This window comes from Colwellia chukchiensis (genome assembly GCF_002104455.1).
GTDB classification, from domain to species: Bacteria; Pseudomonadota; Gammaproteobacteria; order Enterobacterales; family Alteromonadaceae; genus Cognaticolwellia; species Cognaticolwellia chukchiensis.
The window spans coordinates 1-22,884 of the sequence record NZ_NBOC01000017.1; the positions used below are offsets into that span (position 1 = coordinate 1).

Genomic DNA, 22,884 nt, shown 5'->3' on the forward strand with positions numbered 1-22,884 from the left:
AGCAGATATAAAACACTTCATACTTCCAGATAAAAGAAAGCACCGAACGTTTCCACGTTCGGTGCTTTATATTCCGAGCCGATATCCGTTGCGATATAAGGAATGATCCTTATCCGAACGGCATTAAATTATTATAATTAGGCTTTTTTATGCCCAACAACTATTTATACGCTCACATGAATGTGAGTACTTAGGTTTTGTCTGGAGCATTAAACCTGTGCCACATGGCTGTGAGTCTTTAGCTTTTGTTTTTTTAACATATTAGCAAAACAAGCGATAGCAAGGCTTATTATCGTTAAGTGATCACTTGACAGTAATGGCATATGACGTACCGTTGCAGGCATTGTAAACTTCCGGTAACTTAGGCTCAGTAATAGCGCAGCCATAAGCGTCTATGCAAATCAGTAGCAGGAGCTTTATTTTGTCTGAAAACTTCAACCAGTTGGTTAATAACGTACGGCAATGCACATTGTGCGAAGACTCCTTAGCGCTTGGGGCAAACCCTGTGATTCAAATATCAACAAATGCCAAAATTCTTATTGCCGGTCAAGCTCCTGGGCTTAAAGTACATCGGTCTAGCATTCCATTTATGGATCAAAGTGGTGACAGGTTGCGCGCATGGTTGAAGGTTGAGCAGAAAACATTTTATGACCCAACCCTATTTGCCATTTTACCCATGGGTTTTTGTTACCCTGGGCGGGGAAAGTCTGGCGACTTAGCACCGATTGGGGCCTGTGCAAAACAATGGCGTGAAAAGTTACTCGCACATTTAACACAACTCGAGTTAATCATTGCTATCGGTAGCTATGCACAAAACTACCACTTAGGCACGCGAAAAAAAGTGAACTTAACGCAAACCGTGAAAAGCTGGCAAAGTTATACTGAAAACACCCGTTTACCTATTTTACCCTTACCTCACCCTAGCCCACGAAATAATATCTGGTTGAAGAAAAACCCATGGTTTGAGCAAGACGTATTGCCCTACTTACAACATAAAATAAAAAATATAGTATAAACCGACAGCACAAGAACAGGGAGCCTCTCGACACCCGCCCGAGTCTTCTTGAAAAATTAGCCAATTATAGATCAGTGATTTATGCTAGGTGAAATAATCAAGGATAAAATCAGCTTAAGTGACATTGGAAAGTGGCAAGTAACATGCAAAGCATTAATCAACCAATGAATGAAGTTCAGTGTCACGAATGTGCACTGATGGTAAAACTGCCGAACTTAAAAGAAAACCAAAAAGCACAATGCCCACGTTGTGCTTGCACATTGAGCGCTCATCATCGCAATGCCGAAGCACGAATTATTGCCTTTGCCATTAGCGCCTTGATTTTTTTATTAGCCTCGTTACCGTTTAACTTCCTCTCCTTTCGCAGTAAAGGGCTCGAAAATGATTTTGAGCTCATCAACAGCATTTTTATTTTGATCGACATTAACTACCATCTGCTAGCCCTGATCGAGTTACTAACAATTTTTGCGATTCCTAGTATCGTGTTATTAGCGGTAATTTATTTACTCACCCCTTTACATAAAGGCCTCTACCCTAAACATGGACGAAAAGTACTCTCGTTAATATTTAAACTTTTACCTTGGTGTATGGGCGAAATATTTCTCATTGGTGCGCTTGTTAGCTTAATAAAAATTACCGCAATGGCTGATATCTCATTAGGTATGTCATTTTATGCCTTTGTATTTTTTTCTATAGCCATGACCTTAGTTACCCTACATTTAGATAAGCAACAGTTAACGCAATTACTCATTAACGCAGAAAAAAGCCAGCAAATCGAAGTTCAAGACAGCCAATACAAAGTCGCGCAAGAAGAGCCAGTTAGCCACAGCTTAAGTGTACAAAAAACCTGGGCGCTACTTTTTACCGCATTAATTTTATATATACCCGCAAATGCCTTTCCCATTATGAGCACACACTTATTTGGACAAGATGAGCCGAGCACCATAATAGGAGGCGTGAGCTTATTATGGCAACTTGGTTCTTACCCTATTGCGGTTATTATTTTTATCGCTAGTGTTATCATCCCGATTGCTAAAATTTTAGTACTCGCTTGGTTAAATTATAGTGTCCAAAAACAAAGCGATAGATTAAGCTTAGAAAGAGTAAAGTGGTACCGGCTCGCTGAATTTGTTGGCCGTTGGTCAATGATAGATGTTTTTGTCGTTATCGTACTGGTGAGCTTGATACAACTTGGACCGACCATGAGTATTATGCCAGGCGGCGCCACTTTAGCATTTTCAGGCGTGGTGATTTTTACCATGCTAGCCGCCATGAGTTTTGAGCCAAAGTTAATATGGAAAAACAACGAATCTTATGAATAACTCTTCAACACCAGAAGCAAATGTAAAGCCGGTTAAAACCGTTTCCCCCATCTGGTTTGTACCTTTAATTGCCGTTTTTATTGGCTGTTGGATGCTTTATTATCAGTTAAGTACCGAAGGAACTGAAATTAAAATACACTTTGCCACAGCGGAAGGAATGGAGGCCGGCAAAACCAAAATAAAATCACGCAATGTAGATATTGGTGAAGTCAGTAAAATAGAGCTTAATCAAACTGGCAATGGCGTTATTGTTACAGCAAAGATTAAAGCGAGCGCTGAGCAGTTTTTAGTGGCCGACAGCATGTTTTGGGTTGTTGCGCCACAAATATCTCACACCGGCGTTTCTGGCTTAAGTACATTAATCTCTGGCGTCTATATTGAAATATCGCCTGGCAAAAGCCAAAGTGAGCGACTGCAATTCGACGCCTTAAACTCGCCACCGGTAACACCTGTTGACACTCCCGGCTTGCATATTACCTTAAACAGTGATGATCAATTTGCTTACGCAAAAGGTGATCCAATTATCTATAAAGGGCTAACGGTTGGCCAATTTGAAGATATCTACTTCAATTTTGATGAACGCGTCGTCTATTACAATGTGTTTATTAAAGCGCCTTATCATCAACTACTAACAAGTAATACTAAATTTTGGGATGTTAGTGGTATACAGTTTGATTTAAATGCCGATGGCATTTCCGTAAAAACCGGCAACTTTGAAACCATGTTAACCAATGGTGTCACCTTTGGTATTCCAGATGGCATGCCTGTTGGCGAAAAAATTGGTGAACGTTCATATTTTGATATTTATAAAAACCAAGACGCCGCCGATGACGAAAGGTATCGACGCTCCATTGAATTTGTAGTGCTGGTGAGCGATTCCATTCGTGGTTTATCTGTTGGCGCTCCTGTTGAATATCGCGGCGTGCAAATAGGCCAAGTGAGCTCAACCAATATGGCACTAAAAATTGCTGACGAAAATATCACTAAAAACGACTTTAAAATTCCGGTATTAATCAGTCTTCAACCAGGTCGCATTGGGCTACCTGATAATGAACAAGGCCAACGCATTATGGCTGAGCAAAATATGCAATGGATCAAACACGGCCTAAATGCTGTATTGCGAACCGGCAATCTGTTAACGGGGAGCCTTTATGTCGACCTGCAGCACAATAAAGACCAAGCAAGCCGCGAAACTCAGCAATACGGTGAGTACGCCGTTATTCCAACTAGCAGCGATAACTTTGCACAAATGACTGCCAAGGCTGAACAGTTTATGGATAATTTAAATAATATCCCACTTCACTCCTTAAGTAACAATGCTAACCATTTGATGCAAGAAATAGGCGAAAGCGCACAGGCGATAGCAAAAATGAGCGAAAGTCTTGAAGCATTACTAAGTGATGTCAAGCAACAGCAAGTTAGCAGTGAGCTTAGTAATACTTTACAAAGTATCAATCTGCTCACTAAAGACTTATCATCGGGTTCACAAGCCTATCAAGACGTACGAACAACGTTAAAAACCTTAACCGCGACCATGAATGAGTTAAAACCCTTACTAAAACAACTTAAGCATCAACCCAATAGTTTAATATTTAACAACGGTGTCACAACAGAGCCAGAGCCTAGCAAACACAGTGGAGCGCAGCAATGAAAACGCTTGTCTGTATCACAGCCTTAGTAATATTAATGCTGACCGCTTGCAGCTCTACTAAGCGCATAGAGACACAATATTACTTACTCGACAGCCCAACATTAGCTAGCGCTGAGCCGATAGAGGTAACAAAAAGCAAGCCCACTATTTTGGTCACTGTTGCAACGTTACCTGAGTACTTACAACAGACTAATTTGCTGTTACAACTCTCCGATCATCAATTACATTTCGCTAAATTTCACCAATGGGCTGAGCCTTTACAAGTCGGCTTAGTCAATAGCTTAGTACGAGAGCTAAACAAAGACGCGGATAAAAACCACTATCAAGCTACCACCGACATAGCAACACCGTCATATGATGGTGAATTAAAACTTGTGGTCACGGCTTTTCAGCCCACACATCAGTCACAAGCCATGTTTTCCGGGCATTATACGCTCAATTCTTTTCAGTCAAACTCAGTGAAAAAACAACAAGCATTTCACTTAACTGTGCCGCTAAATGCAGATGGCTATCACCACGCCGTAATGCAGTTACGCCAATTAGTCCAACAACTTGCTGCGCAAATTCGTCGTGATCTTATCGCAATAGCAGCTCAGCAGTCAGCGGCCAATACAAAATGACTCCGGCGATAAAACAACTAGAGGATTTATCTTTTAGCTATCAGTTACACCAATATCAGCACGACAGTAATTGCCAATCTTATGGTGAAGAAGCGATAGCAAAACTGCAAGTGAATGCTGCGCAAGTCTTTAAAACCTTGGTGGTTCAAGTGGATAATCATGAGTTGGCTGTAGCCATTATTCCGGTACTAAGCACGCTCAATTTAAAAAAAATGGCTAAGTCGCTAAACGCCAAAAAAGTATTGATGGCTGAGGCAAAAGTGGTGCAAAAATCAACGGGCTATGTGCTGGGTGGCGTCAGCCCGTTTGGACAAAAAAAGCCATTAACTACCCTTCTTGATGACAGCGCCGAAAATTTAACGACGCTGTTTGTTAGTGGCGGTAAGCGGGGCTTAGAAATTGAAACCTCACCACAGAGTCTAATACAAACATTAAACGCAACTTATGCTAGTATAGGCAATAAGGTCACAGTTAGCTGAAGTCATTTAATACCGTTCACACCATTGGCAGTATGTTTTCTTTATGTTTAATAAACTTATTTTTTTCATTGCTTTCACTTTGTTATCGATAACCGGCTTTGCACAGCAGCCATTTAAAGTAGTTGTCGGCTTGTCAAAGCCACCTTATGTGATTGAAGAAGCTCGCCTGGGCTTTGAAATTGAGTTAATCAGGCAGGTATTAATCAACATAGGTAAGGCACCAGAGTTTATCTTTACCCCCTATGGCCGTTCTGAAAAAATGCTGAAACTATCGGGGATTGATGCGGTAATAACCGTCAACGAACAAATGTTTCCTAACAATAAAAACTTAAGTGCCCCCTATATTAGTTATCAAAATGTTGCAATTTCACGAAAAAAGCAAGCCATTAGGCTTAATCAGATGGCCGATTTTGCCAATTACTCAATCGCTTCATTTCAACTTGCCCACAAAGTGCTAGGTCCTGAGTTTGCTCGTGCCGTGACCCAAAGTCCTGTTTATATGCAAGTGGCTGAACAAAAAAAACAAGTGGAATTATTATTATTAAATCGCGTTGATGTACTGGTGATGGATATCAATATTTTCCTGCATTATTTACGAGAGCTAAAGGCGATAAAGCAACAAGATAGCATTAGGTTTCATTACATATTTCCGTTAAGTCCCTATCGCGTTGCCTTTAAAAATCAACAAGATGTCAGTACATTTGATCAGGCAATGGCAAGCTTTAAGCAGAGTATTGCTTATCAAGAATTAGTGGCAAAGTACCAATTGAAAAGCCCCAATTAACCTTGGTTTTATTATCTTGATACCGACAGTTCAGGCAGTAGACGCCAATCGCCATGATACAGGTTAAAACCCGAGTTTTTAACAAAGCCTATCAAAGTTAAATCAAAGCGTTTTGCTGCCAAAATTGCCAGCGCTGATGGAGCGCCCACGGCGATCAATACCCCTACACCCGCCATCACTGTTTTTTGCACAATTTCAAAACTAATACGCCCACTCACCAAGACACAAACTGCCGTGCCGCTTATGTTGCCTTGAGTTAAACTCGCGCCAAACAACTTATCCAATGCATTGTGACGGCCGATATCTTCTTTTAGGTCAATTATTTTCCCTTGTTGATCAAACAGTGCTGCTGCATGTGAGCCACCAGTTTGAATAAATTGCGCTTGCACCGCACGCATGCTGTCGGGCATTTGGCAAATACGGTCGAACGATAGCCAGTGTTTTTGTTGGCTTAAGCTCGGCGGATTTTTCATTTCTAACGATTTTAACGAGGTAGTACCACACAAACCACAGCTACTATAGGTGACCTGAAAGCGCTCTAGTGATTTCAGCTCAGGAATAATTCCGGCTTTTAATTTTACTTGCCATTGATTAGCCATAGCCTGGCTATCGGTATGCTCAGGCTCCGACTCATCGAGTTCAGCGCACACACTTTCTAACTGCTGATACTGGCTAATAATGCCTTCGGCGAGCATTAAACCAATAATTAATGCTTTATCATCTCCTGGTGTACGCATGGTAATTGAGAACACTTGCTGCTGAAGCTTGGTTTGTTGGCTGTGTTGCCAACATAGTCGGATTTGCAGTGGTTGCTCGGTAAGTACATGATCACGCTGTATCTCTCGCCCGCTGACACTATAGCTAATTTTGCTTACTTGTGTTGATGCATGCTTATTTGCTTTTGCCGCACTCAATGCTGGTCTTGAACTCATTGGTTTCATCGTGTTGTTATACGCCTTTTGTAAAATGCATGTAGCACAAGCCGCTACCTAAAGAGATAAGTATTAGGCCGCGGCAAGAGTTTTGTTCGGCTATCAACTAATGCTTATTGCTACAACCTAGAGTGTTTAATAACTCAATAATTAACATCTTTGCTGGTATAAGACGCCAGTAACGCGTTGACTTTTGCTTTTGGCGTTTTTGCTAAACGTTTAATGAAGCTAAATGAGATATTCTCTATACCATAGCCGGTATTAAGCTCTTGTAACATGATTAACCACAATTGCGCTGTCATTTCAGCATCAAATAACGCCCGGTGAAAGCGGCCATTAGCAGCAATATTTTTATAATCAATTAATGTACCTAATTGATGATTAGGTGCCTGTTGATAAATGCGGCGCGCTAATAATAACGAGCAGGCAAACTCACCGCGAACCGTTTCGCCTATCCTATCAAATTCTGAGTTCAGAAAGCGCGCATCAAACGATGCGTTATGAGCCAATAAATTGCTGCCATCAATAAATGCCGCAAAGTCAGTCATTACTTGCTGACAAGATGGTGCTTTGGCCAACATTTGATTACTGATGCCGGTGTAACTTTCAATAAAAGGGCTTATCGGCTGCCCAGGATTCATTAAGGCTTGAAACCTATCGCAAACAATACCGTTTTCAAGTTTAACTGCGCCAATTTCTATGGCACGATCTCCTTGAACTGGCGATAAACCTGTGGTTTCAAAGTCTAGTACTATTAACGAATTGGCAAGCACTAACGCTCCTTAAGCCTCACTGAAACATTGCTAAATTATCACATAGTTTTTATCAATAAACAGCTACATCTTTACTGTTTTGCCAAGACAAACCAATGCCTTTATTTGCTTAAATATTATCATCTAGCTATTCTTAGCAAGCCTAAGTTTATAAACGTATGCAGTCACTAGATTAACACTCATTATATGGATAATAAAAAATGCGCTACAGCCAGCTCGTATTAATCATTGTTTTATCAATCTTGCTCTTACCTATTAGCAGTATAGCGAATGATAACACCCCACCATCTAAGCGCTTTACCGCGATGCGGGTGTTTGATATTGAATATGCCACCGACCCGCAAATTTCTCCTGATGGCAAAACCATTGCCTATGTTCGCCACACCATGGATCGCATGCAGGATAAAGATATTGGCCGCATTTGGCTACTGAATACTGAAAACGAAATGCATTGGCCTCTTACGGAAAACCAAGTCGCGTCGCACTCGCCGCGTTGGTCCCCCGATGGCAAGCGCTTGCTGTTTATCAGTAAACATAAAACTCAAGCTGAATTACGAGTTTTTCATTTGGCAAATAAACAAAGCATGGCATTAGCGCCGTATTTAATCAGTGCACCATCTCGGGCTACGTGGTCACCTGATGGTCAGCTTATTGCGTTTAATATGTTTGTCAAAGCTAAAAAACCTAGCTTTGCTAGTGCTGTTTCTCAACCCGATGGCGCACAATGGAATGACGCAGTTAAAGTCTATGATGAACTGATATTTCGCTTTGATGGTATGGGGTATTTACCTAAAGGCACAAATCAGGTTTTTACCCTCCCTATTGAAGGTGGTACGCCACGGCAATTAACTCACAGCGATGTGGATATGGAAGTTTCCAGTTGGTTAAATAATGAAACGATTTTAGTCACCGGCAACACCGCAAAAGATCGGGACTTAGACTTTATTGAAAGTGAAATCTATGCCATTGCAATGGGCGACTTATCTATCACGCCATTAACCACGCGTGATGGTCCTGATGCCGGTGCTATCGTCTCACCTAATGGTAAGTATATCGCATATATTGGTTATGACGATAAAGTGCTGTCTTATCAACAAAGTAATTTATATATCATGAATAGCGATGGCAGTAATTCTCGAGAAATAGCCGCTGACTTTCCCGGTAGCATTGCGCAAATCAAGTGGGAGTCGACAAGTAAATCGCTACTGTTTTCGTCGGAAGATCAAGGCAATATCAATTTATATCGTACCGATTTAAAAGGTAAAGTTATTAAACTATTTACTGGTATTGGGGGTGGTTCTATTGGCCGACCTTATGCAAATGGTAGCTTTTCTGTTAGTCAACAAAGTAAAGCTAAAATTGCTTATATGGCGGGGTTTTCCGATCGCCCGGCTGAAATTGGCCTGAGCGACCACAGAGGCAAAAAACAAAAAATATTAACCAAGTTAAACGACGATCTCCTACCATACCTTGATATGGCCTCAGTCCAAGAACTGAAAGTAAAGTCCAGTCATGACGGTAAAGAAATTCAAGCTTGGGTAGCCTTTCCGCCTGATTTTAAGGCCGATGGCAGTTTTCCGATGATATTGGAAATACATGGTGGTCCTTATACTATGTATGGCCCTTACTTTGCCAGCGAAATGCAACGCTACGCCGCCGAAGGCTATGTTACCGTTTGGGCTAACCCTCGCGGTTCTACTGGCTATGGTGAAGATTTTGCCCTCGCCATCGACCGCGCCTACCCTGGCAATGATTATCACGACTTAATGACGGTAGTCGACGAAGTCATTGCTCGTAACTATGTTGACGATAAACGTTTATTTGTTACCGGTGGCTCAGGTGGCGGCATTTTAACCGCCTGGATCGTGACAAAAACGCAACGATTCGCCGCAGCAGCAGCTATTAAGCCGGTTATTAATTGGATGACCATGGCCTTAGTTGGCGATATTGCCCCGTTTGTTAGACGACACTGGATACGTGAAGATCCTTGGTCTAACCCAGAAGCCTTTCTAAAATTTTCGCCAATTAGTTACGTGGATAAGGTTAAAACACCAACACTATTAATGGTAGGAGAAGAAGATTATCGAACGCCAACATGGGAAGCCGAACAATTTTATACCGCACTAAAAATGTTATCGGTAGATACCGCGCTTATTCGTGTGCCGAGCGCGCCGCATTACATAGCTGCACGACCAAGCTTATTGATCGCGAAAACTGACAATATTATGGCATGGTTTGCAAAATATGATGTGGCAAAAAAAGGGCTAGCAGAGTAACGCTAAGTAATAACGGCCTAGCGTTATAGCAAACTACGCTAGGCAAGTTGTTAATGTCAGGAGCAGTCTAGATAACTGAACCTGTTTTATACGGTAAGACCACCGTCTACGGCAATGCTTTGCCCTGTGATATAACTGCCTTTTTCTGAAGCAAGAAAGTCAATTAAACCAGCAACTTCATCCGGTAACCCTAGCCGTGCCATAGGGATTCTGCCAATAAGCTTATTGAGCACCTCAGCCGATGGCTGGGTATGATTTGGACCATCTTTTTTAACATAGCCTGGTACGATGGCGTTGACCGGAATACCTTTGCTAGCAAGTTGCATAGCCAATGATTTCACCATAGCTTCAAGTGCGGCTTTTGATGCGGCTGAGGCGGGCACAAAGGTATCACCAAGTTGATACCTATGCGCCAAAAATGAACTAACCGCAATAATACGCGCTTGTTTTGATTGATAAAAATACGGTAATAAAAACGACACTATTTGATGAAAGGCCTTAACATTAATGTCTAACGAGTCCTGTAATGCGTCACTACTTAGCTCGCCAAATTTTGACCATTGAGGAAAGCCAGCACAGCTAATTAGCGCATCAAGTTGTCCTAAATCTTTGACCACAGACTCAAGCGCGTTAAAAGTGCTTTGTTTAGCGAGATCGCCAACGACAAGTTTAACGTTAGCGTTAGGTATTTGTGCTTTTAACTGTTCAAGACTGTCCATGTTGCTGCCAGTATGGAGAATTAATGTATCAGCTTTTTCTGCTAACGTTTTTGCTGCTGCTGCACCGATACCTGTGGCAGCGCCAGTAATTAAAATATTAATGTTTTTCACGCCTATAGTAAGTAAATGGGATGGTAAGTATATGGTTGCCATAATTTTAATTCAAATTGGCAATACGCAAGCTAACTAACTTAAGTGTTATTAGTTAGCTGCAGTTGTTAGTGCGATAAATTTGCAGGTAAAACTGGTATTTTTAAGTCTCCAATCTCACGCTGGCGATTGGTTACTTTTGTATTTGAGACATGAGTAGGTTTAAGTCATCAATAACTTGCACCCACATACAGTTTTTGCCCCACTCTTCTATTAAGAATGCACGTTGGCTATCACTCCACACCTTAGCATCTTTTAACGATTCACCTTGTGCCAATTGATGCGCCTTAATAAAGTCATCAATGCCCTTGGCAGAATTATCTAGCCCTAATTGCGCAAACAAATTACTCATTGTATACTCAGATTCAGATAACATATTGTTATTTCTCCTTTTTTAGAACAATTCGCTATTATCACATATTGCGAGTATAAAGTATACGATCGCTACACTTATTCACACCAACTCAAGTTAATCACCGCGAATTTTGTTATTAATATATCGCCATTTCAAGACCAGCGGCGACTGTCATGCCTAGCTCATGGCATTGCTCGGTAAATTTATCCTGCCATGGTCCCTTGCACACTAATGGCGGTAACACCCAACGCCAACGTAACCCCGTACAAATAGTTTCTACAGCGCGGCAAGTGCCGGTACCGTCATTGCCAGCACGCACATACAATGCACAGGGCAGCCCCTGTTTAACCTCTAAACATGGGTAGTAGCAGCGATCAAAAAAATCTTTTAACGCGCCGCTCATATAGGCTAAGTTTTCCGTGGTACCTAAAATGATAGCATCACATGCAATAACATCTTCTGGTGTTGCCGTTAATGGGGGCAGCCACTGAACTTCAATTTGGTTAAAATCGCTTTGTTGAGCGCCAGCCAAAACCGCATCTACCATAAGCTGAGTATTTTCTGACGGAGCGTGGGCAACAATTAAAAGTTTTTTCATGGCTTTGCTCAAAGTTGTAAGTCTAATGCTACCTAGCATAGCATCGCCAAGGTAAGCGCGTTAATTGATAACCGCTAAAACGCACAATTTCCTATTAATGCAGTGACTGTTGTTTATATAGTTTTTCGGGTATTTCAATAACATAGACTTTGAAGTAACTAGCGTCAATACTCGGCACTGTTGCTTGCAATAACACCGCAGTGCCACTGGCTAAGGTTAATACCTGCCAGTTGGCTTTATTGGTTGCTATTGCCTTGTCTTGCTGATCAAACCATTGCACTTGGTATTGTAGTGTTTGTGTTTTGTGATATTGGCTACTTAATTGAAACGTTACTGCTAATCGTCCTTGCTTTTGCTTTAACTTAACGTCGCTAAAACCTAGTCGTTTAGCAAGCGCTTCATTAGAGAATATCAAGTCGTGATTAACGTAATCTGCTTGCCGCAATGCCGCCAGCTTTGACGCTGAGTTCACTACCAGCTTATTACCACAACCACTAACGAGTAAAGCGCCGCAAAGCAACCCTGTAAAGGCTACCCAACTGTTAACATTAGCAATTGACAAAGTTAGCGCTTTAGCCACTTGCGTTTGCACCAATAATCCAGACTAACGTAACGACCACCACCAATAAAAAACAACGCCAGTAGCATAATAAAATAGGTGGCGGCAAACTCAATGCCATTGTTTAAGATGACAATATTGCCGCTACTGGTTAACCAATCATAATTACCGTGCTCTTGTAAAATGGCAACAACCGCTTCTTTTTTCTCAACCGATGCCATTACCCTATCATTAGCAAATGGCGCATTAGCATCGGCTATAGCTTGCCAGCCATATTGACCATGCACTGAAGTCATGGCAATAAACATAGTAAACATCAAGGGCACAGCCATCACGCGCACCGCTAATCCTAACAATAGAGCTATCGCACCAAGCACTTCTGCTGCGGTAGCAAGAATTGCCATCAAGTACGGAAAAGGCAAACCTAACCCCCAGTCACTATTGCCAAACCATTGTACTATATTGTCAAAGCCTTCAATTTTAGTTGTACCCGCCATCCAAAAAATAGGCACTAAATACAAGCGCAATAATAGCGGCGCGAGAAAGTCGATTTTTTTGGTCGCACTTAAGCAACCATAAGCTTTATTGATTAATGTCTTCAAGAATTTTACCCCTGCTTTAGGTGTCAGTAACTATTAAGTTTGACCTGTGCAATAGCTTGATAATTTCATTAAAATAAAGCAGCAGCTTTTGTAGCTGAAATTTTCAAGTCATTAAAACAAAGAGTAAGGTGATGACATTTGCGTGCTATAAGGCTTCAATTGTCGCTATTGCTTGGGTAAACTCAGGTAACTCTAACTCCATGCATGGTTCTTGGTCTTGCCAATTAACGCCAATCACAACGCCGTCTGCCAGTAAATCTTCCACCCAAAACTCCATCCAGTCTGCTACTGAAATTTCAGCTGTTTGATAATCAGACCATTGCTCTACACAATGGCTTTTTGCTAACGCCTCACTTGACCAAACCGGCAATACATCGGCATTTTTAAAGTTGATAGAGTCTAATACTACCCAGTCTTCGCTGGCTTTATCTTGCAGTGCCCATAAGCTTTGTGTGTCTTTTACTTGGTTTAAGAACGATGTCAATGTTACTTGATCAGTCATTTTATATGTTCCCTTTTATCTCAATATCGATAGCATTTTTCTGCATTATATCAAGTTGAATAAAACTAGCGGTTTTAATTTGCAACTACAGATAAATAATTATCGGCAATCGCCGACATTAAAGGGGTTAACTGAGCAAGCTCAGCATCTGGCTGCAACCAAGTTTTTATTTGCTCAGCTAGCACGAGTACCGGCATTCGGTGATGATAAGTGGCACACATGTCATTGGGTTTAGTGGTTAAGGTGACGACTTGCGGTGGCTGATAATTGTGCTGAAAGCTAATACCAGCCATATATAAAGGCTGGTCATCGGCGTGACTAAAGTAATATTTCTGTTTTTTACTGCCCTCTTTACGCCACTCATACCAGCCGCTGCAAGGGATCAAGCAACGGTTAAAGGCAAAGGCGTTAGCAAAGGTGGGTTTAGTGGCCACCGTTTCGCTTTGCGCGTTAATTAATAAACGCTTAGCCCAAGACGGTTGAATGCCCCATTGCATATCAACCTGACGTATTTCTTGGTTTGCTTGCACTAAGGTTGAGGCTGTCTCGCTTGGACATAAATTAGGGTTACTGGTCGCAGAAAAGTGAATACCAAATGCGCTGCTGACCATTTGGCATAAGGGATCACTAATAACATTGAGTCTACCGCACATTTTTAGGTCCTCTTATTGGCGCAAGTTGTTTATGCTAACGATTACGATTAACGAAAACTTAGCAGATTGTTTGCAGGTTTAGCCAGTAAAGTGGCAATTATTACCCAAATGCAAGTTATCTTCTGCTAAGCTTGCGCTATTGTTTAACCAAGCCTTGCAAGCCCCTTGAAAACTGAAATTATAACTAATATTGCCAATATCAGTACATTAGATTGGCAGCGGCTAAATCCCTCAGCATCGATATTTTCAAACTATCAACTTTTTCAGTGTCTCGAAACAAGCGGCTCTGTCAGTGATAAACAAGGTTGGCAGCCACAGCATTTACAAATTCGTGATCAAAACAATCGTGTTGCCGCCATCTTACCTATGTATATTAAAACCCACTCTTGGGGAGAATATGTTTTTGATTGGGCCTGGGCAGATGCGTATCAGCGTCACCATTTACCTTACTACCCCAAGCTTGTCGCCACCACCCCGTTTACCCCAGTAACCAGCCATAAGTTATTGAGCCATACCGTTACTGAAGCCGACGTATTTGAATGCTTAACTCAGCAATGTCAACAACAAGGGCTATCTAGCTGGCATATACTTTATTGCCCCGAAATAGCGCAAACGCCCGAGCAGGTTTATCAGCGCAATACCGTGCAATTTCATTGGCTAAATTACCACTATCGTGACTTTGAAGACTTTTTATCACGTTTTAACGCCAGAAAACGCAAAAACACCCGTAAAGAGCGGCAATCCATCGCTAAACAAAATATCAGTATACGGCGCGTACTTGGCGCTGATATTAGTGAAAAAGAACTGGCGTTTTTCTATTTAACCTATCAATTGACTTACTTACGACGCGGCCATCAACCGCACTTAAGCTTTGCTTTTTTTCAGTCAATGGTCAAAGCCTTACCTGAGCATATTTTATTAATTATCGCCAGCCTCGATGGTGAAGATATTGCCTGCGCTTGGTTTTTCTACGACCATAATCACTTATACGGTCGTTATTGGGGCTGCACTAAGTCCTATAAAAACTTGCACTTTGAGTTGTGTTACTACCAAGGAATAGAGTTTTGTATTGACCATAAGCTAACGTTGTTTCATCCGGGCACACAAGGTGAGCATAAGATTGCCCGTGGCTTTGAACCGACATTGACCCATTCATACCATTGGGTGCAACACGCTGAGTTTAAAGCGCCAATAAAAGCCTTTTGTTTGCAAGAGCAGCAACAAATGCGTCAATATCAACTACAATGCCAACAGCTTTTACCATTTAAGGTTACGCCGGGTAATAAATAGCTCACAACATGGCAAAAGCATTTACTCTTTCACTTTTTAACTCAGGTAAGCAGCACAATGACCAAACCTTTTTCTCAAGCATGCGAAAACAACAAAGTTCATATTTTACCGGTACTGATTGACGCCTTTAAAGCATCTAGGTCAGTGTTGGAAGTCGGCTCAGGAACGGGCCAGCATGCGATATATTTTGCCGCTAACTTACCTTGGTTAACGTGGCAAACCAGCGATCTTGTCATGAATCATGCCGGCATTAAGCAATGGTTATCGGCCTACCCTGCTGACAATTTACTGCCGCCGGTGTCGCTTGATTTAAGTCAGGCTTGGCCTGAGGGACACGTGGATGCAATTTTTACCGCCAATACGTTACACATTGTTAGTTGGTCATTAGTGCAAGCGTTTTTTCAAGGCGTTACGCAACAGCTAACCGCTAATGGTAAGTGTTGTATTTATGGTCCGTTTAATTATCAAGGTAAGTACACTAGCGAGAGTAATGCCGAGTTTGATCTTTGGTTAAAAGCCCGTGATAGCGAAAGTGGCATACGCAATATTGAGGCAATAATCACCTTAGCACAAGCCGCTGGACTGACCTTAGTCAAAGATCACACTATGCCTGCCAATAATCGGTTATTAGAGTTTGTCAAAGCCTAACAAGGTAAAAGTGCGCTAGCAATAGCAAGCGCACTTTATGATGTTAATCTTCAGCCACCTTCACCGATACCTCTATCGACTTCGCATTGCCTGCAAGCCATTTCTGTAGATAAATATTGCCGAGTACTTCTGCCTTACCCGGCTCAGTGACTTCTTTATAGCGAACACTGTTTTTATTCTCTTTTTCAAACACAAGTTTAACTGTTACTTCTGGCATATTAGCCCCCGCTAGTTAAGGTTTAACCGTGTAGTTAACCAAGCGGCAATGGCACGAATTTGTTGCGGGTGAACGCTATGGGCCATAGGGTATGTTTGCCAAGTTACTGGGTAATGGTTGGCAAGCAAGAGTTTATTAGCCATTTGGCCAGCACTCAATGGCACCACGTCGTCACTTTCGCCATGTTGCTGCAAAATTTCGGTATTTTTATTGGCCGAGCTTAACTGTTCAGGCAATGCATCAGCGGTAGGTAAATAGCAGGATAGCGCCATAATACCCGCCAATTTCTCAGGGTAGCGTAAGCCAGTAAACAGACTAATCACTCCACCTTGGCTAAAACCGGCTAGTACAATACGATTAGCGGGAATACCACTGTCTATTTGTTCTTGAATTAATGCCTTAACCTTAACTTCAGATGCCAGCACTCCTGTCATATCGGCGCGACTGTGTAAATCCATGGTTTTTATGTCATACCATGAACGCATCACATAACCTTGGTTGATGGTCACTGGCTGCTCTGGTGCATGTGGAAAAATAAAGCGCACTTGATGATGTTGAGGCAATTTTAATTCAGGTACTATAGGTGCAAAGCCAGCGCCAGAATCGCCTAAACCGTGTAACCATATAACACAGGCATTGGCCGCTAAACTGGGCTCGATAGTAATTCGTTCTAATGGGGCTGCAGACATGCTTCTCTCTTTATAATTGATACAGGAAAATTGCCGATATCATAACGCGTCCACCAAGGAATTAAAATATCACGCTTAGCGTGTAATAACTTACCTGCTAATAGCCAATACATACTTTACTGATTTTTATTGATCCAAGTCGCTAAGCGCAATACAGTAGCTAACAGCGACTAGCGAACTGCAGGGATGAAACACATAGATAACCAATGATATTTTTAAAGAGAACATTACTTGTTGTTATTGCCTTGGTTAGCATAGCGCTTTTACTTTACCTAACACGCATCCCCTTAGTAACAACCTTACTCAACACGCAGCTTGCCAACAAGCAACTGCAAGTTAAGTGCCTCGCATTACAGCTAAATAACGACTGGCACTTAGTGGTTAAGCGCTTATGTTTACAGTCACCGGTGGCTGATTTTAAGATTAACGACATGCACATAAGTTGGCAGCTCGCAACACAACGCAAAATAAACGCCATCAATATTGCAAGCTTGAGCATTAAGGGTAATGGCCCATGGTTTACAGAATATAACAGTGGAACTAAAAACACCGTTGATAACATTGCGCAACTAAAGGCGTATTTGACCTCTGTTGGGCAAATGGCGGTGCCGTTTGATATTGACGTTGGTCAATTTACTTATCAGCCCTATATTAGCGCCAAAACGGCCAAACAACTGAGTGCTCGTGAGCGCGCCGCCTTGCAGTTCGTCGGTAGCTTTGCCGCACAGCAGGATCAGCTTTTATTTTCCCTGAAAAGCCCACAACACGGCAATATTGCTGCGCTGCAGTTTAGTAATAAAAGCCACCTCACCAAAGCTAAGCCACAGTCAGCTCAGCAGCCGGTACACTTTAAATTAACATTACGCGCTGGGCTTGCGCCCTTACAGCATTTTATTAAGGCTCATAACCTGTCACTACCGCCTGAGTTGACTACCGCGTTAACGGCACTGCAAAGTCAGGGCAAACTTAATAGCATTATCAAATACCAAGCCGGTCTTTTGAGTTCAGCAACGCAATTACAAGACTTTAGCCTTATCAGCAATAATAAAACACCCACCATTGAAAGAATGGCACTTAGCGGCGCATTAAGCTTTGATAGCCTGTTAGATTTAAACTCTGCTCCACAACAAGGCAATCAGCCGCCACTGACCCTAAAGTTTAACGGCAATAATCAACTTGTGCTTGCTTATCAACAGCAACAACTACTTGACTATTTAGAGCGCAAAACCCTAGCCCCTGAACTTATTACACTCGTTAAAGACAACCCCTTTTCGCAACTCGTTTTTCAGCCTGAAGGTGAGCTGATTTACCCATTTATTGAGCAGCAACTATCATTAACCAAGTTGGAAATTACAGCCAGCAATATGCCTGTTACCCCTAAGCCTTTGCGAGCAGTTGCGCAATTAACCTTAACCAACATCAAGCTCAACATAGCGACAGCAAAAAATAACCCCACTGCTAAAATAAACCAGCCGACAAACAGCACACAAAATCAGCTAAGCAGCCATGTAGGGAGTTCGCTAAACGCTGTTGATTTTGCCTTTCATGGCCCCTTATTTTTAAGGGCTTTACGAGATGTAACCCCGTTACCACTGCAATTGACGGTACGCGGCTCACTGCAGCAGCAAGCAACAAAAACACAGCTTTATTTACAGCAAGGCTCACAATTTAGCGTCGATAAAGTCAGAGTAACGCTGGGTGATGGCAGCAATAAAAAGCCACACACTAAGATAAAGCAAGTTACCACGCAACTTAGTGGCAATATCACGTTTTCAGCCGCTAAGCCTGACCATAAAAGCCTTGATATTACACTCGACTTAACCGCTGCCACAATTGCCAAACAACTGCAGCTTGAGCCAGTATTAAAACTCAACGCCTTAACACTTAACACAAGCTTAACCGGCAGCTTAGACGATTTTAACCTCAATACTGATATCAGTGCTGATAGCGTCTCGTTAGGAAGGTTACAGCTGCAAGGCGCTATAGACAACGCACATCTGAGCCTAACCGCTGAGCAGTTAGCACTGACTCAATTATTAACACTAGATGTGAAATTACCAACGAGCATAGACTTAATTGAAGGAACGCTTAGCTATAATATACAGGCTGATATGATCGATATTAACACCATGGCCCAAACCAACTTTACCGGCGACTTAACCTTAAATACCGTAAGTGGCGAAATCGCCGGTGTTTGGTTACAAAACTTAACTTGGCAACAAAGCTTTACCTTGCTTGACGGCGCAATAAGCAGCCGCAAAGCACACCAACAAAACCTCACCATTGCCCTCATTGATACCGCAACCCCCATCACTAATTTGTCGGTGAGTACCGATATTAATGTTAAGCAACATCTTCAAATTTCAGCCGTTGCACTTAACGCAGAGCTTTTTGGCGGCAGCGTTTTTATTCCAAGCCTGCAATGGCCGTTAACGCCAAAGCATTCAGTTAATATTCAGCTTAACAGTATAGACTTAGCACAGGTATTGGCGTTAGATCCCAAGCAAGGCATTACCGTTACTGGTCAAGTATCGGGTCAGCTGCCGGTTAACTTTGATGGCGCTAATTTCCTCATTGAGCAGGGGCGACTGTACAACATTAGTGAGGGTCTTATTCAGATCACTAATAACCCCGCGGTTACTGAGCTAAAAACCAACAATAAACAATTGCAACTCGCGTTTGACGCATTGCAAAACTTACATTATCACCAGTTGTCATCTGATGTTGCGATGTCGAATGACGGTTATATGTTATTGGAGACAGTGATCAAAGGTCGTAACCCAGACCTTGATAATGATGTGAACCTAAATTTAAATCTCAGTTATGATGTTATAGGCTTGTTAGAGTCACTCAGCATTACCGAGCATTTTGAAAAGGCGATAATCAAAGGTATACAACCCTAGTTAGGAGTAGGTATGAAAAAAATAGCCATCGCATTACTTGCCATATGCATGGTAAGTGGCTGTACACACACCGTAGAGGTGAGTGCAAAAGAGCCAATCACCATAAATTTAAACTTAAAAATAGATCATGAAATTAAAGTTAAAGTTGATAAACAGCTTGACGATATTTTTAGTGACGATAGCGACGTTTTTTAGGAGATAGCCATGCATAAACACATTAAAAGTAACCTCAGTAAAATCTTAAAACAACTTTCGACTTTGTTGTTATTGTCAAGCTTGACCTTTACTGCGTGGGCCATTTCACTTGAAGACGCCAAGCAGCAAGGTTTAGTCGGCGAAATGCCAAACGGATATTTAGGGGTAGTGGTTAAAAGCGCTGCAACCAAGCAACTGGTCGATAACGTTAATAAAAAGCGCCGCAGTATCTACCTTGATTTAGCGCGTAAAAACAAAATTACCATGGCGCAAGTCACTGCATTAGCAGGTCAAAAGGCAATCGCGAAAACGCGCCCTGGGCATTTAATTCAAAACGCCGCTGGGCAATGGGTAAAAAAGTAACGCTAATAATTGCTCACACCAACCAAGATAAGACCAATCAGTGCCTGTATCGAGCAGGCACTTTTCGTTATACCTAATGCGCTAAAATAGCGGTTATTTGATTAAATCTAGCTGCTTGCTAGCGGTATAAGTTTGCAAGCCAAAGTGGCCTAAGGCAAATGAATAGCTGGCATTTTCATTCGCAATTTGGCTAGCATGAATACCGCCAACTCGGCAGGTGCCGCTGCCACAAACAATTTGATCACTCCAACTTTTAATCGAATATACCCGCGCTGCTATTTTTTTCCCGTACAGCCAATCTAAAAATGGGCTAGAGACTGACAAACCATAAACACCACAAGTCGGCGTATAAACATGCCACGGGTATGCGCCACAAGTCCATAAACCACGATAGGCACCGGCAATACCAACAAAGGCATCAAGGTGACTGGCCTTATCCAGTTTTATCACTTGCTGCGCGGCTAAGGTAACCCCCATCGAATGGCCAATAATATCAATTTTACCTGTACATGAGCTTGCAATGGCGTCATTAATGGCATTGCGTACTGGCGTTTCTTCTGCGCCACTATGGTTGTTATAACTAGCGGACGAGCCACCCCATTGCGGCATGAATATTTGACTGGTTTGATAGTTATTAGCGATCAGTAAATCATATGTGTTAGCCCAATCTTCGGGCGTACCTGTATTACCATGGACTAGCACCACGCTATCAACACAAGCCGCTTTTACTTGTTCAACGCAGAAGATCAGCAATAATGCCAGCAGTATTTTTTGTAATGTTATAGTTATCATTTTCATCGTTAGCCTACTTTATTATAGTTTTATTTTTGCTTAAATAACGAACAACACTAACTGTAATAAACCTAGCCACTAAATTAACTGCTACTTTAGTTCTACGCCGTTACCCATTTGCTTATTGGCATAAAAAAACCGAAAACTCTGTATTGACAGTGGTTTTCGGTTTTTTAAACGTTTGCTAGTAAGCTATGCCAGCGCTAAGGCGATTACCACCATGTCGCATACAAGGCCACCAGAATAATCACTACACCTATGCCAGCAATATTAAACGGCTTCTCAGTAGCAAAACTTACTTCATCTAAGCTAACACTCGCATCGCCTTGCGGTGCTTTGCCCATCATAGAGACGATGTAGCATAATGCTAGACACAGTAAGAAGACTAAACCAACGCGATCCATAAAAGGTAATGCTGGCCAAGCAAACTTTAACACCACGGAAAATACCGCTGAGCCAATTGCCGCCGCTAAGGCACCATTTGAAGTAGCGCGACGCCAAAACATACCCATAACAAAAATAACCACAATCCCTGGGGTAAAGAAGCCAGTAAACTCTTGAATATACTGAAACGCTTGGTCAAACTTACCTAATAACGGCTCAGCAACAATTAACGCTATCACTAAGGCAATAAATGCCGCAACGCGCCCTACTTGCACATAATGGCGCTGAGATTTATTGGGTTTAATACGACTGTATAAGTCCATGGTAAAAATCGTCGAAATACTATTGGTCATTGACGCCAATGAAGAAACAATAGCCGCAACTAGCGCTGCAAACACTAAGCCTTTAATACCAACTGGCATTAACGCCATCATCGAAGGATAAGCTTGGTCGGGAGACGTTAAGCTTGGATATAAAACCACGGCAGCAATGCCAGGCAAAACCACAATTAACGGCATCAGTAATTTTAAATAAGCGGCAAAAGCAATACCTTTTTGTGCTTCTTTAATGTCTTTAGCGGCAAGTGCTCGTTGAATGATATATTGATTAAAGCCCCAGTAGCTAAAGTTCATGATCCACAAACCACCCACTAAAACAGAAATACCCGGCAAACTCATATAATGCTCGTTTTCAGGACTCAAAATCATATCAAAATGGCTCGACATTTCTGTCGTTAATATAGAGAAACCACTGAGAAAGCCTTCGCCATCTGATACCGCATCTAAGGCTAAATAACTTAAGAACAAGCCTCCAAAGACAAGTAGCACCACTTGCAAGATATCGGTATAAGCAACAGCTTTTAAACCACCATATAAAGAATAAGCAACAGAGAATGTCGCTAAGAAAATCATGCCAACCATCCAATCTACGCCGGCCACGGTTTCAATCGCCAAACCGCCTAACCAAAGTACCGCCGTTAAGTTGACAAAAATATACACAGCTAACCAAAAAATCGCTAACGTGGTTTTAACTTGGCTATTATAACGCTGCTCAAGGTACTGCGGCATGGTAAAGATTTCATTTTTCAAAAAAATGGGCAGCATATACTTACCCACTAAAATCAAGGTGATCGCTGCCATCCATTCGTAAGACGCGATTGCTATGCCAATGGCATAACCTGAGCCAGACATGCCAATGATTTGCTCAGCAGAAATATTAGACGCAATTAATGAGGCACCAATTGCCCACCAAGGTAGTGCTTTACTCGCCAAAAAATAATCTTCGGTATTAGCCCCTTCTTTTTTCTCACTACGCGAGATCCACAATGCGATGCAGAGTAAACCAACAACATAAACAATAAAGACGCTAGTATCTATTGTTCCTAAAGTACTTGTTATATTCATAAGTTTTTTA

At 42.0% G+C, this 22,884-nt stretch carries 25 protein-coding genes; 12 read left to right on the forward strand and 13 right to left on the reverse strand.

All coding sequences use genetic code 11. The features are described 5' to 3' along the window. Positions 1–394 precede the first annotated feature (394 nt). The 6 genes from B6K83_RS15200 to B6K83_RS15225 all read left to right on the forward strand — a co-directional run bounded on the left by B6K83_RS15200 (position 395) and on the right by B6K83_RS15225 (position 5,871). Entirely contained in the window at positions 395–1,015 is a 621-nt protein-coding gene (locus tag B6K83_RS15200; protein ID WP_085285724.1) for a uracil-DNA glycosylase family protein, read from the forward strand. A 143-nt stretch (positions 1,016–1,158) separates the two neighbouring features. Continuing rightward, entirely contained in the window at positions 1,159–2,337 is a 1,179-nt protein-coding gene (locus B6K83_RS15205) for a paraquat-inducible protein A (RefSeq protein ID WP_085285725.1), read from the forward strand. Then, positions 2,330–3,988 (forward strand): intermembrane transport protein PqiB, encoded by a 1,659-nt coding sequence (gene pqiB, locus B6K83_RS15210; RefSeq protein WP_085285726.1) that lies wholly within the window; start codon positions 2,330–2,332, stop codon positions 3,986–3,988. Before B6K83_RS15205 ends, pqiB begins: the two co-directional genes overlap by 8 nt. After that, positions 3,985–4,608, forward strand: a complete 624-nt coding sequence (locus B6K83_RS15215) for a PqiC family protein (RefSeq protein ID WP_085285727.1) — start codon at positions 3,985–3,987, stop codon at positions 4,606–4,608. The genes pqiB and B6K83_RS15215 overlap by 4 nt, the downstream gene beginning before the upstream one ends. After that, entirely contained in the window at positions 4,605–5,087 is a 483-nt protein-coding gene (gene ybaK, locus B6K83_RS15220) for a Cys-tRNA(Pro) deacylase (protein ID WP_085285728.1), read from the forward strand. Before B6K83_RS15215 ends, ybaK begins: the two co-directional genes overlap by 4 nt. Before the next feature lie 43 nt (positions 5,088–5,130). Next, positions 5,131–5,871, forward strand: a complete 741-nt coding sequence (locus tag B6K83_RS15225; RefSeq protein ID WP_085285729.1) for a substrate-binding periplasmic protein — start codon at positions 5,131–5,133, stop codon at positions 5,869–5,871. Between the two features lie 11 nt (positions 5,872–5,882). Here the strand turns inward: B6K83_RS15225 and B6K83_RS15230 are convergent, their stop codons facing one another. Continuing rightward, the gene (locus tag B6K83_RS15230; RefSeq protein WP_085285730.1) at positions 5,883–6,812 is read right to left on the reverse strand and encodes a formate dehydrogenase accessory sulfurtransferase FdhD; all 930 of its coding nucleotides are present in this window, start codon (positions 6,810–6,812) and stop codon (positions 5,883–5,885) included. A gap of 134 nt (positions 6,813–6,946) precedes the next feature. Then, positions 6,947–7,576: a 3'-5' exonuclease gene (locus B6K83_RS15235; protein ID WP_085285731.1), complete on the reverse strand. Its 630-nt coding sequence runs from the start codon at positions 7,574–7,576 to the stop codon at positions 6,947–6,949. Between the two features lie 200 nt (positions 7,577–7,776). On the opposite strand from B6K83_RS15235, the gene B6K83_RS15240 reads away from it, so the two are divergent. After that, entirely contained in the window at positions 7,777–9,852 is a 2,076-nt protein-coding gene (locus tag B6K83_RS15240; protein WP_085285732.1) for an alpha/beta hydrolase family protein, read from the forward strand. An 86-nt stretch (positions 9,853–9,938) separates the two neighbouring features. Here the strand turns inward: B6K83_RS15240 and B6K83_RS15245 are convergent, their stop codons facing one another. From B6K83_RS15245 to B6K83_RS15275, 7 genes are all read right to left on the reverse strand, one after another. After that, positions 9,939–10,724 carry an SDR family NAD(P)-dependent oxidoreductase gene (locus tag B6K83_RS15245; protein WP_085285733.1) on the reverse strand — a complete coding sequence of 262 codons (786 nt, stop codon included), beginning with the start codon at positions 10,722–10,724 and terminating at the stop codon, positions 9,939–9,941. A 130-nt stretch (positions 10,725–10,854) separates the two neighbouring features. Next, positions 10,855–11,097 (reverse strand): DUF2789 family protein, encoded by a 243-nt coding sequence (locus B6K83_RS15250; protein ID WP_085285734.1) that lies wholly within the window; start codon positions 11,095–11,097, stop codon positions 10,855–10,857. A gap of 115 nt (positions 11,098–11,212) precedes the next feature. Next, entirely contained in the window at positions 11,213–11,674 is a 462-nt protein-coding gene (locus B6K83_RS15255; protein ID WP_085285735.1) for a flavodoxin family protein, read from the reverse strand. Positions 11,675–11,768: 94 nt separating this feature from the next. After that, positions 11,769–12,266, reverse strand: coding sequence for a DUF1425 domain-containing protein (locus B6K83_RS15260; protein ID WP_158088368.1), 498 nt, complete (start codon positions 12,264–12,266; stop codon positions 11,769–11,771). Further along, positions 12,239–12,835 (reverse strand): HvfX family Cu-binding RiPP maturation protein, encoded by a 597-nt coding sequence (locus B6K83_RS15265; protein ID WP_085285737.1) that lies wholly within the window; start codon positions 12,833–12,835, stop codon positions 12,239–12,241. Before B6K83_RS15265 ends, B6K83_RS15260 begins: the two co-directional genes overlap by 28 nt. A gap of 145 nt (positions 12,836–12,980) precedes the next feature. Beyond that, on the reverse strand, positions 12,981–13,337 hold the full coding sequence (locus tag B6K83_RS15270; RefSeq protein WP_085285738.1) for a DUF2750 domain-containing protein: 357 nt from the start codon (positions 13,335–13,337) through the stop codon (positions 12,981–12,983). 74 nt (positions 13,338–13,411) lie between these two features. Then, the gene (locus B6K83_RS15275; protein ID WP_085285739.1) at positions 13,412–13,990 is read right to left on the reverse strand and encodes an SOS response-associated peptidase; all 579 of its coding nucleotides are present in this window, start codon (positions 13,988–13,990) and stop codon (positions 13,412–13,414) included. Between the two features lie 165 nt (positions 13,991–14,155). Between B6K83_RS15275 and B6K83_RS15280 the strand changes: the two genes are divergently transcribed. After that, positions 14,156–15,280, forward strand: coding sequence for a GNAT family N-acetyltransferase (locus B6K83_RS15280; RefSeq protein ID WP_085285740.1), 1,125 nt, complete (start codon positions 14,156–14,158; stop codon positions 15,278–15,280). Between the two features lie 57 nt (positions 15,281–15,337). After that, positions 15,338–15,928, forward strand: coding sequence for a DUF938 domain-containing protein (locus B6K83_RS15285; protein WP_085285741.1), 591 nt, complete (start codon positions 15,338–15,340; stop codon positions 15,926–15,928). Between the two features lie 43 nt (positions 15,929–15,971). On the opposite strand, the gene B6K83_RS18460 is transcribed toward B6K83_RS15285, so the two are convergent. Together B6K83_RS18460 and B6K83_RS15290 are read right to left on the reverse strand one after the other, a co-directional pair. Beyond that, on the reverse strand, positions 15,972–16,145 hold the full coding sequence (locus tag B6K83_RS18460) for a hypothetical protein (RefSeq protein ID WP_175474842.1): 174 nt from the start codon (positions 16,143–16,145) through the stop codon (positions 15,972–15,974). An 11-nt stretch (positions 16,146–16,156) separates the two neighbouring features. Beyond that, positions 16,157–16,834, reverse strand: coding sequence for an alpha/beta hydrolase (locus tag B6K83_RS15290; protein WP_085285742.1), 678 nt, complete (start codon positions 16,832–16,834; stop codon positions 16,157–16,159). A gap of 206 nt (positions 16,835–17,040) precedes the next feature. Between B6K83_RS15290 and B6K83_RS15295 the strand changes: the two genes are divergently transcribed. From B6K83_RS15295 to B6K83_RS15305, 3 genes are read left to right on the forward strand one after another with little or no spacing between them, the layout of a single operon-like run. Continuing rightward, positions 17,041–19,737: an intermembrane phospholipid transport protein YdbH family protein gene (locus tag B6K83_RS15295; protein ID WP_085285743.1), complete on the forward strand. Its 2,697-nt coding sequence runs from the start codon at positions 17,041–17,043 to the stop codon at positions 19,735–19,737. Positions 19,738–19,749: 12 nt separating this feature from the next. Then, the gene (locus tag B6K83_RS15300) at positions 19,750–19,932 is read left to right on the forward strand and encodes a YnbE family lipoprotein (protein ID WP_085285744.1); all 183 of its coding nucleotides are present in this window, start codon (positions 19,750–19,752) and stop codon (positions 19,930–19,932) included. A 9-nt stretch (positions 19,933–19,941) separates the two neighbouring features. Continuing rightward, positions 19,942–20,295: a YdbL family protein gene (locus tag B6K83_RS15305; protein ID WP_085285745.1), complete on the forward strand. Its 354-nt coding sequence runs from the start codon at positions 19,942–19,944 to the stop codon at positions 20,293–20,295. A 93-nt stretch (positions 20,296–20,388) separates the two neighbouring features. On the opposite strand, the gene B6K83_RS15310 is transcribed toward B6K83_RS15305, so the two are convergent. Together B6K83_RS15310 and B6K83_RS15315 are read right to left on the reverse strand one after the other, a co-directional pair. After that, a complete protein-coding gene (locus tag B6K83_RS15310; protein ID WP_085285746.1) occupies positions 20,389–21,093 on the reverse strand; it encodes an esterase/lipase family protein in 705 nt (234 codons plus the stop codon). A 206-nt stretch (positions 21,094–21,299) separates the two neighbouring features. Then, positions 21,300–22,874, reverse strand: a complete 1,575-nt coding sequence (locus B6K83_RS15315) for a sodium/sugar symporter (protein ID WP_085285747.1) — start codon at positions 22,872–22,874, stop codon at positions 21,300–21,302. Positions 22,875–22,884: the final 10 nt, after the last annotated feature.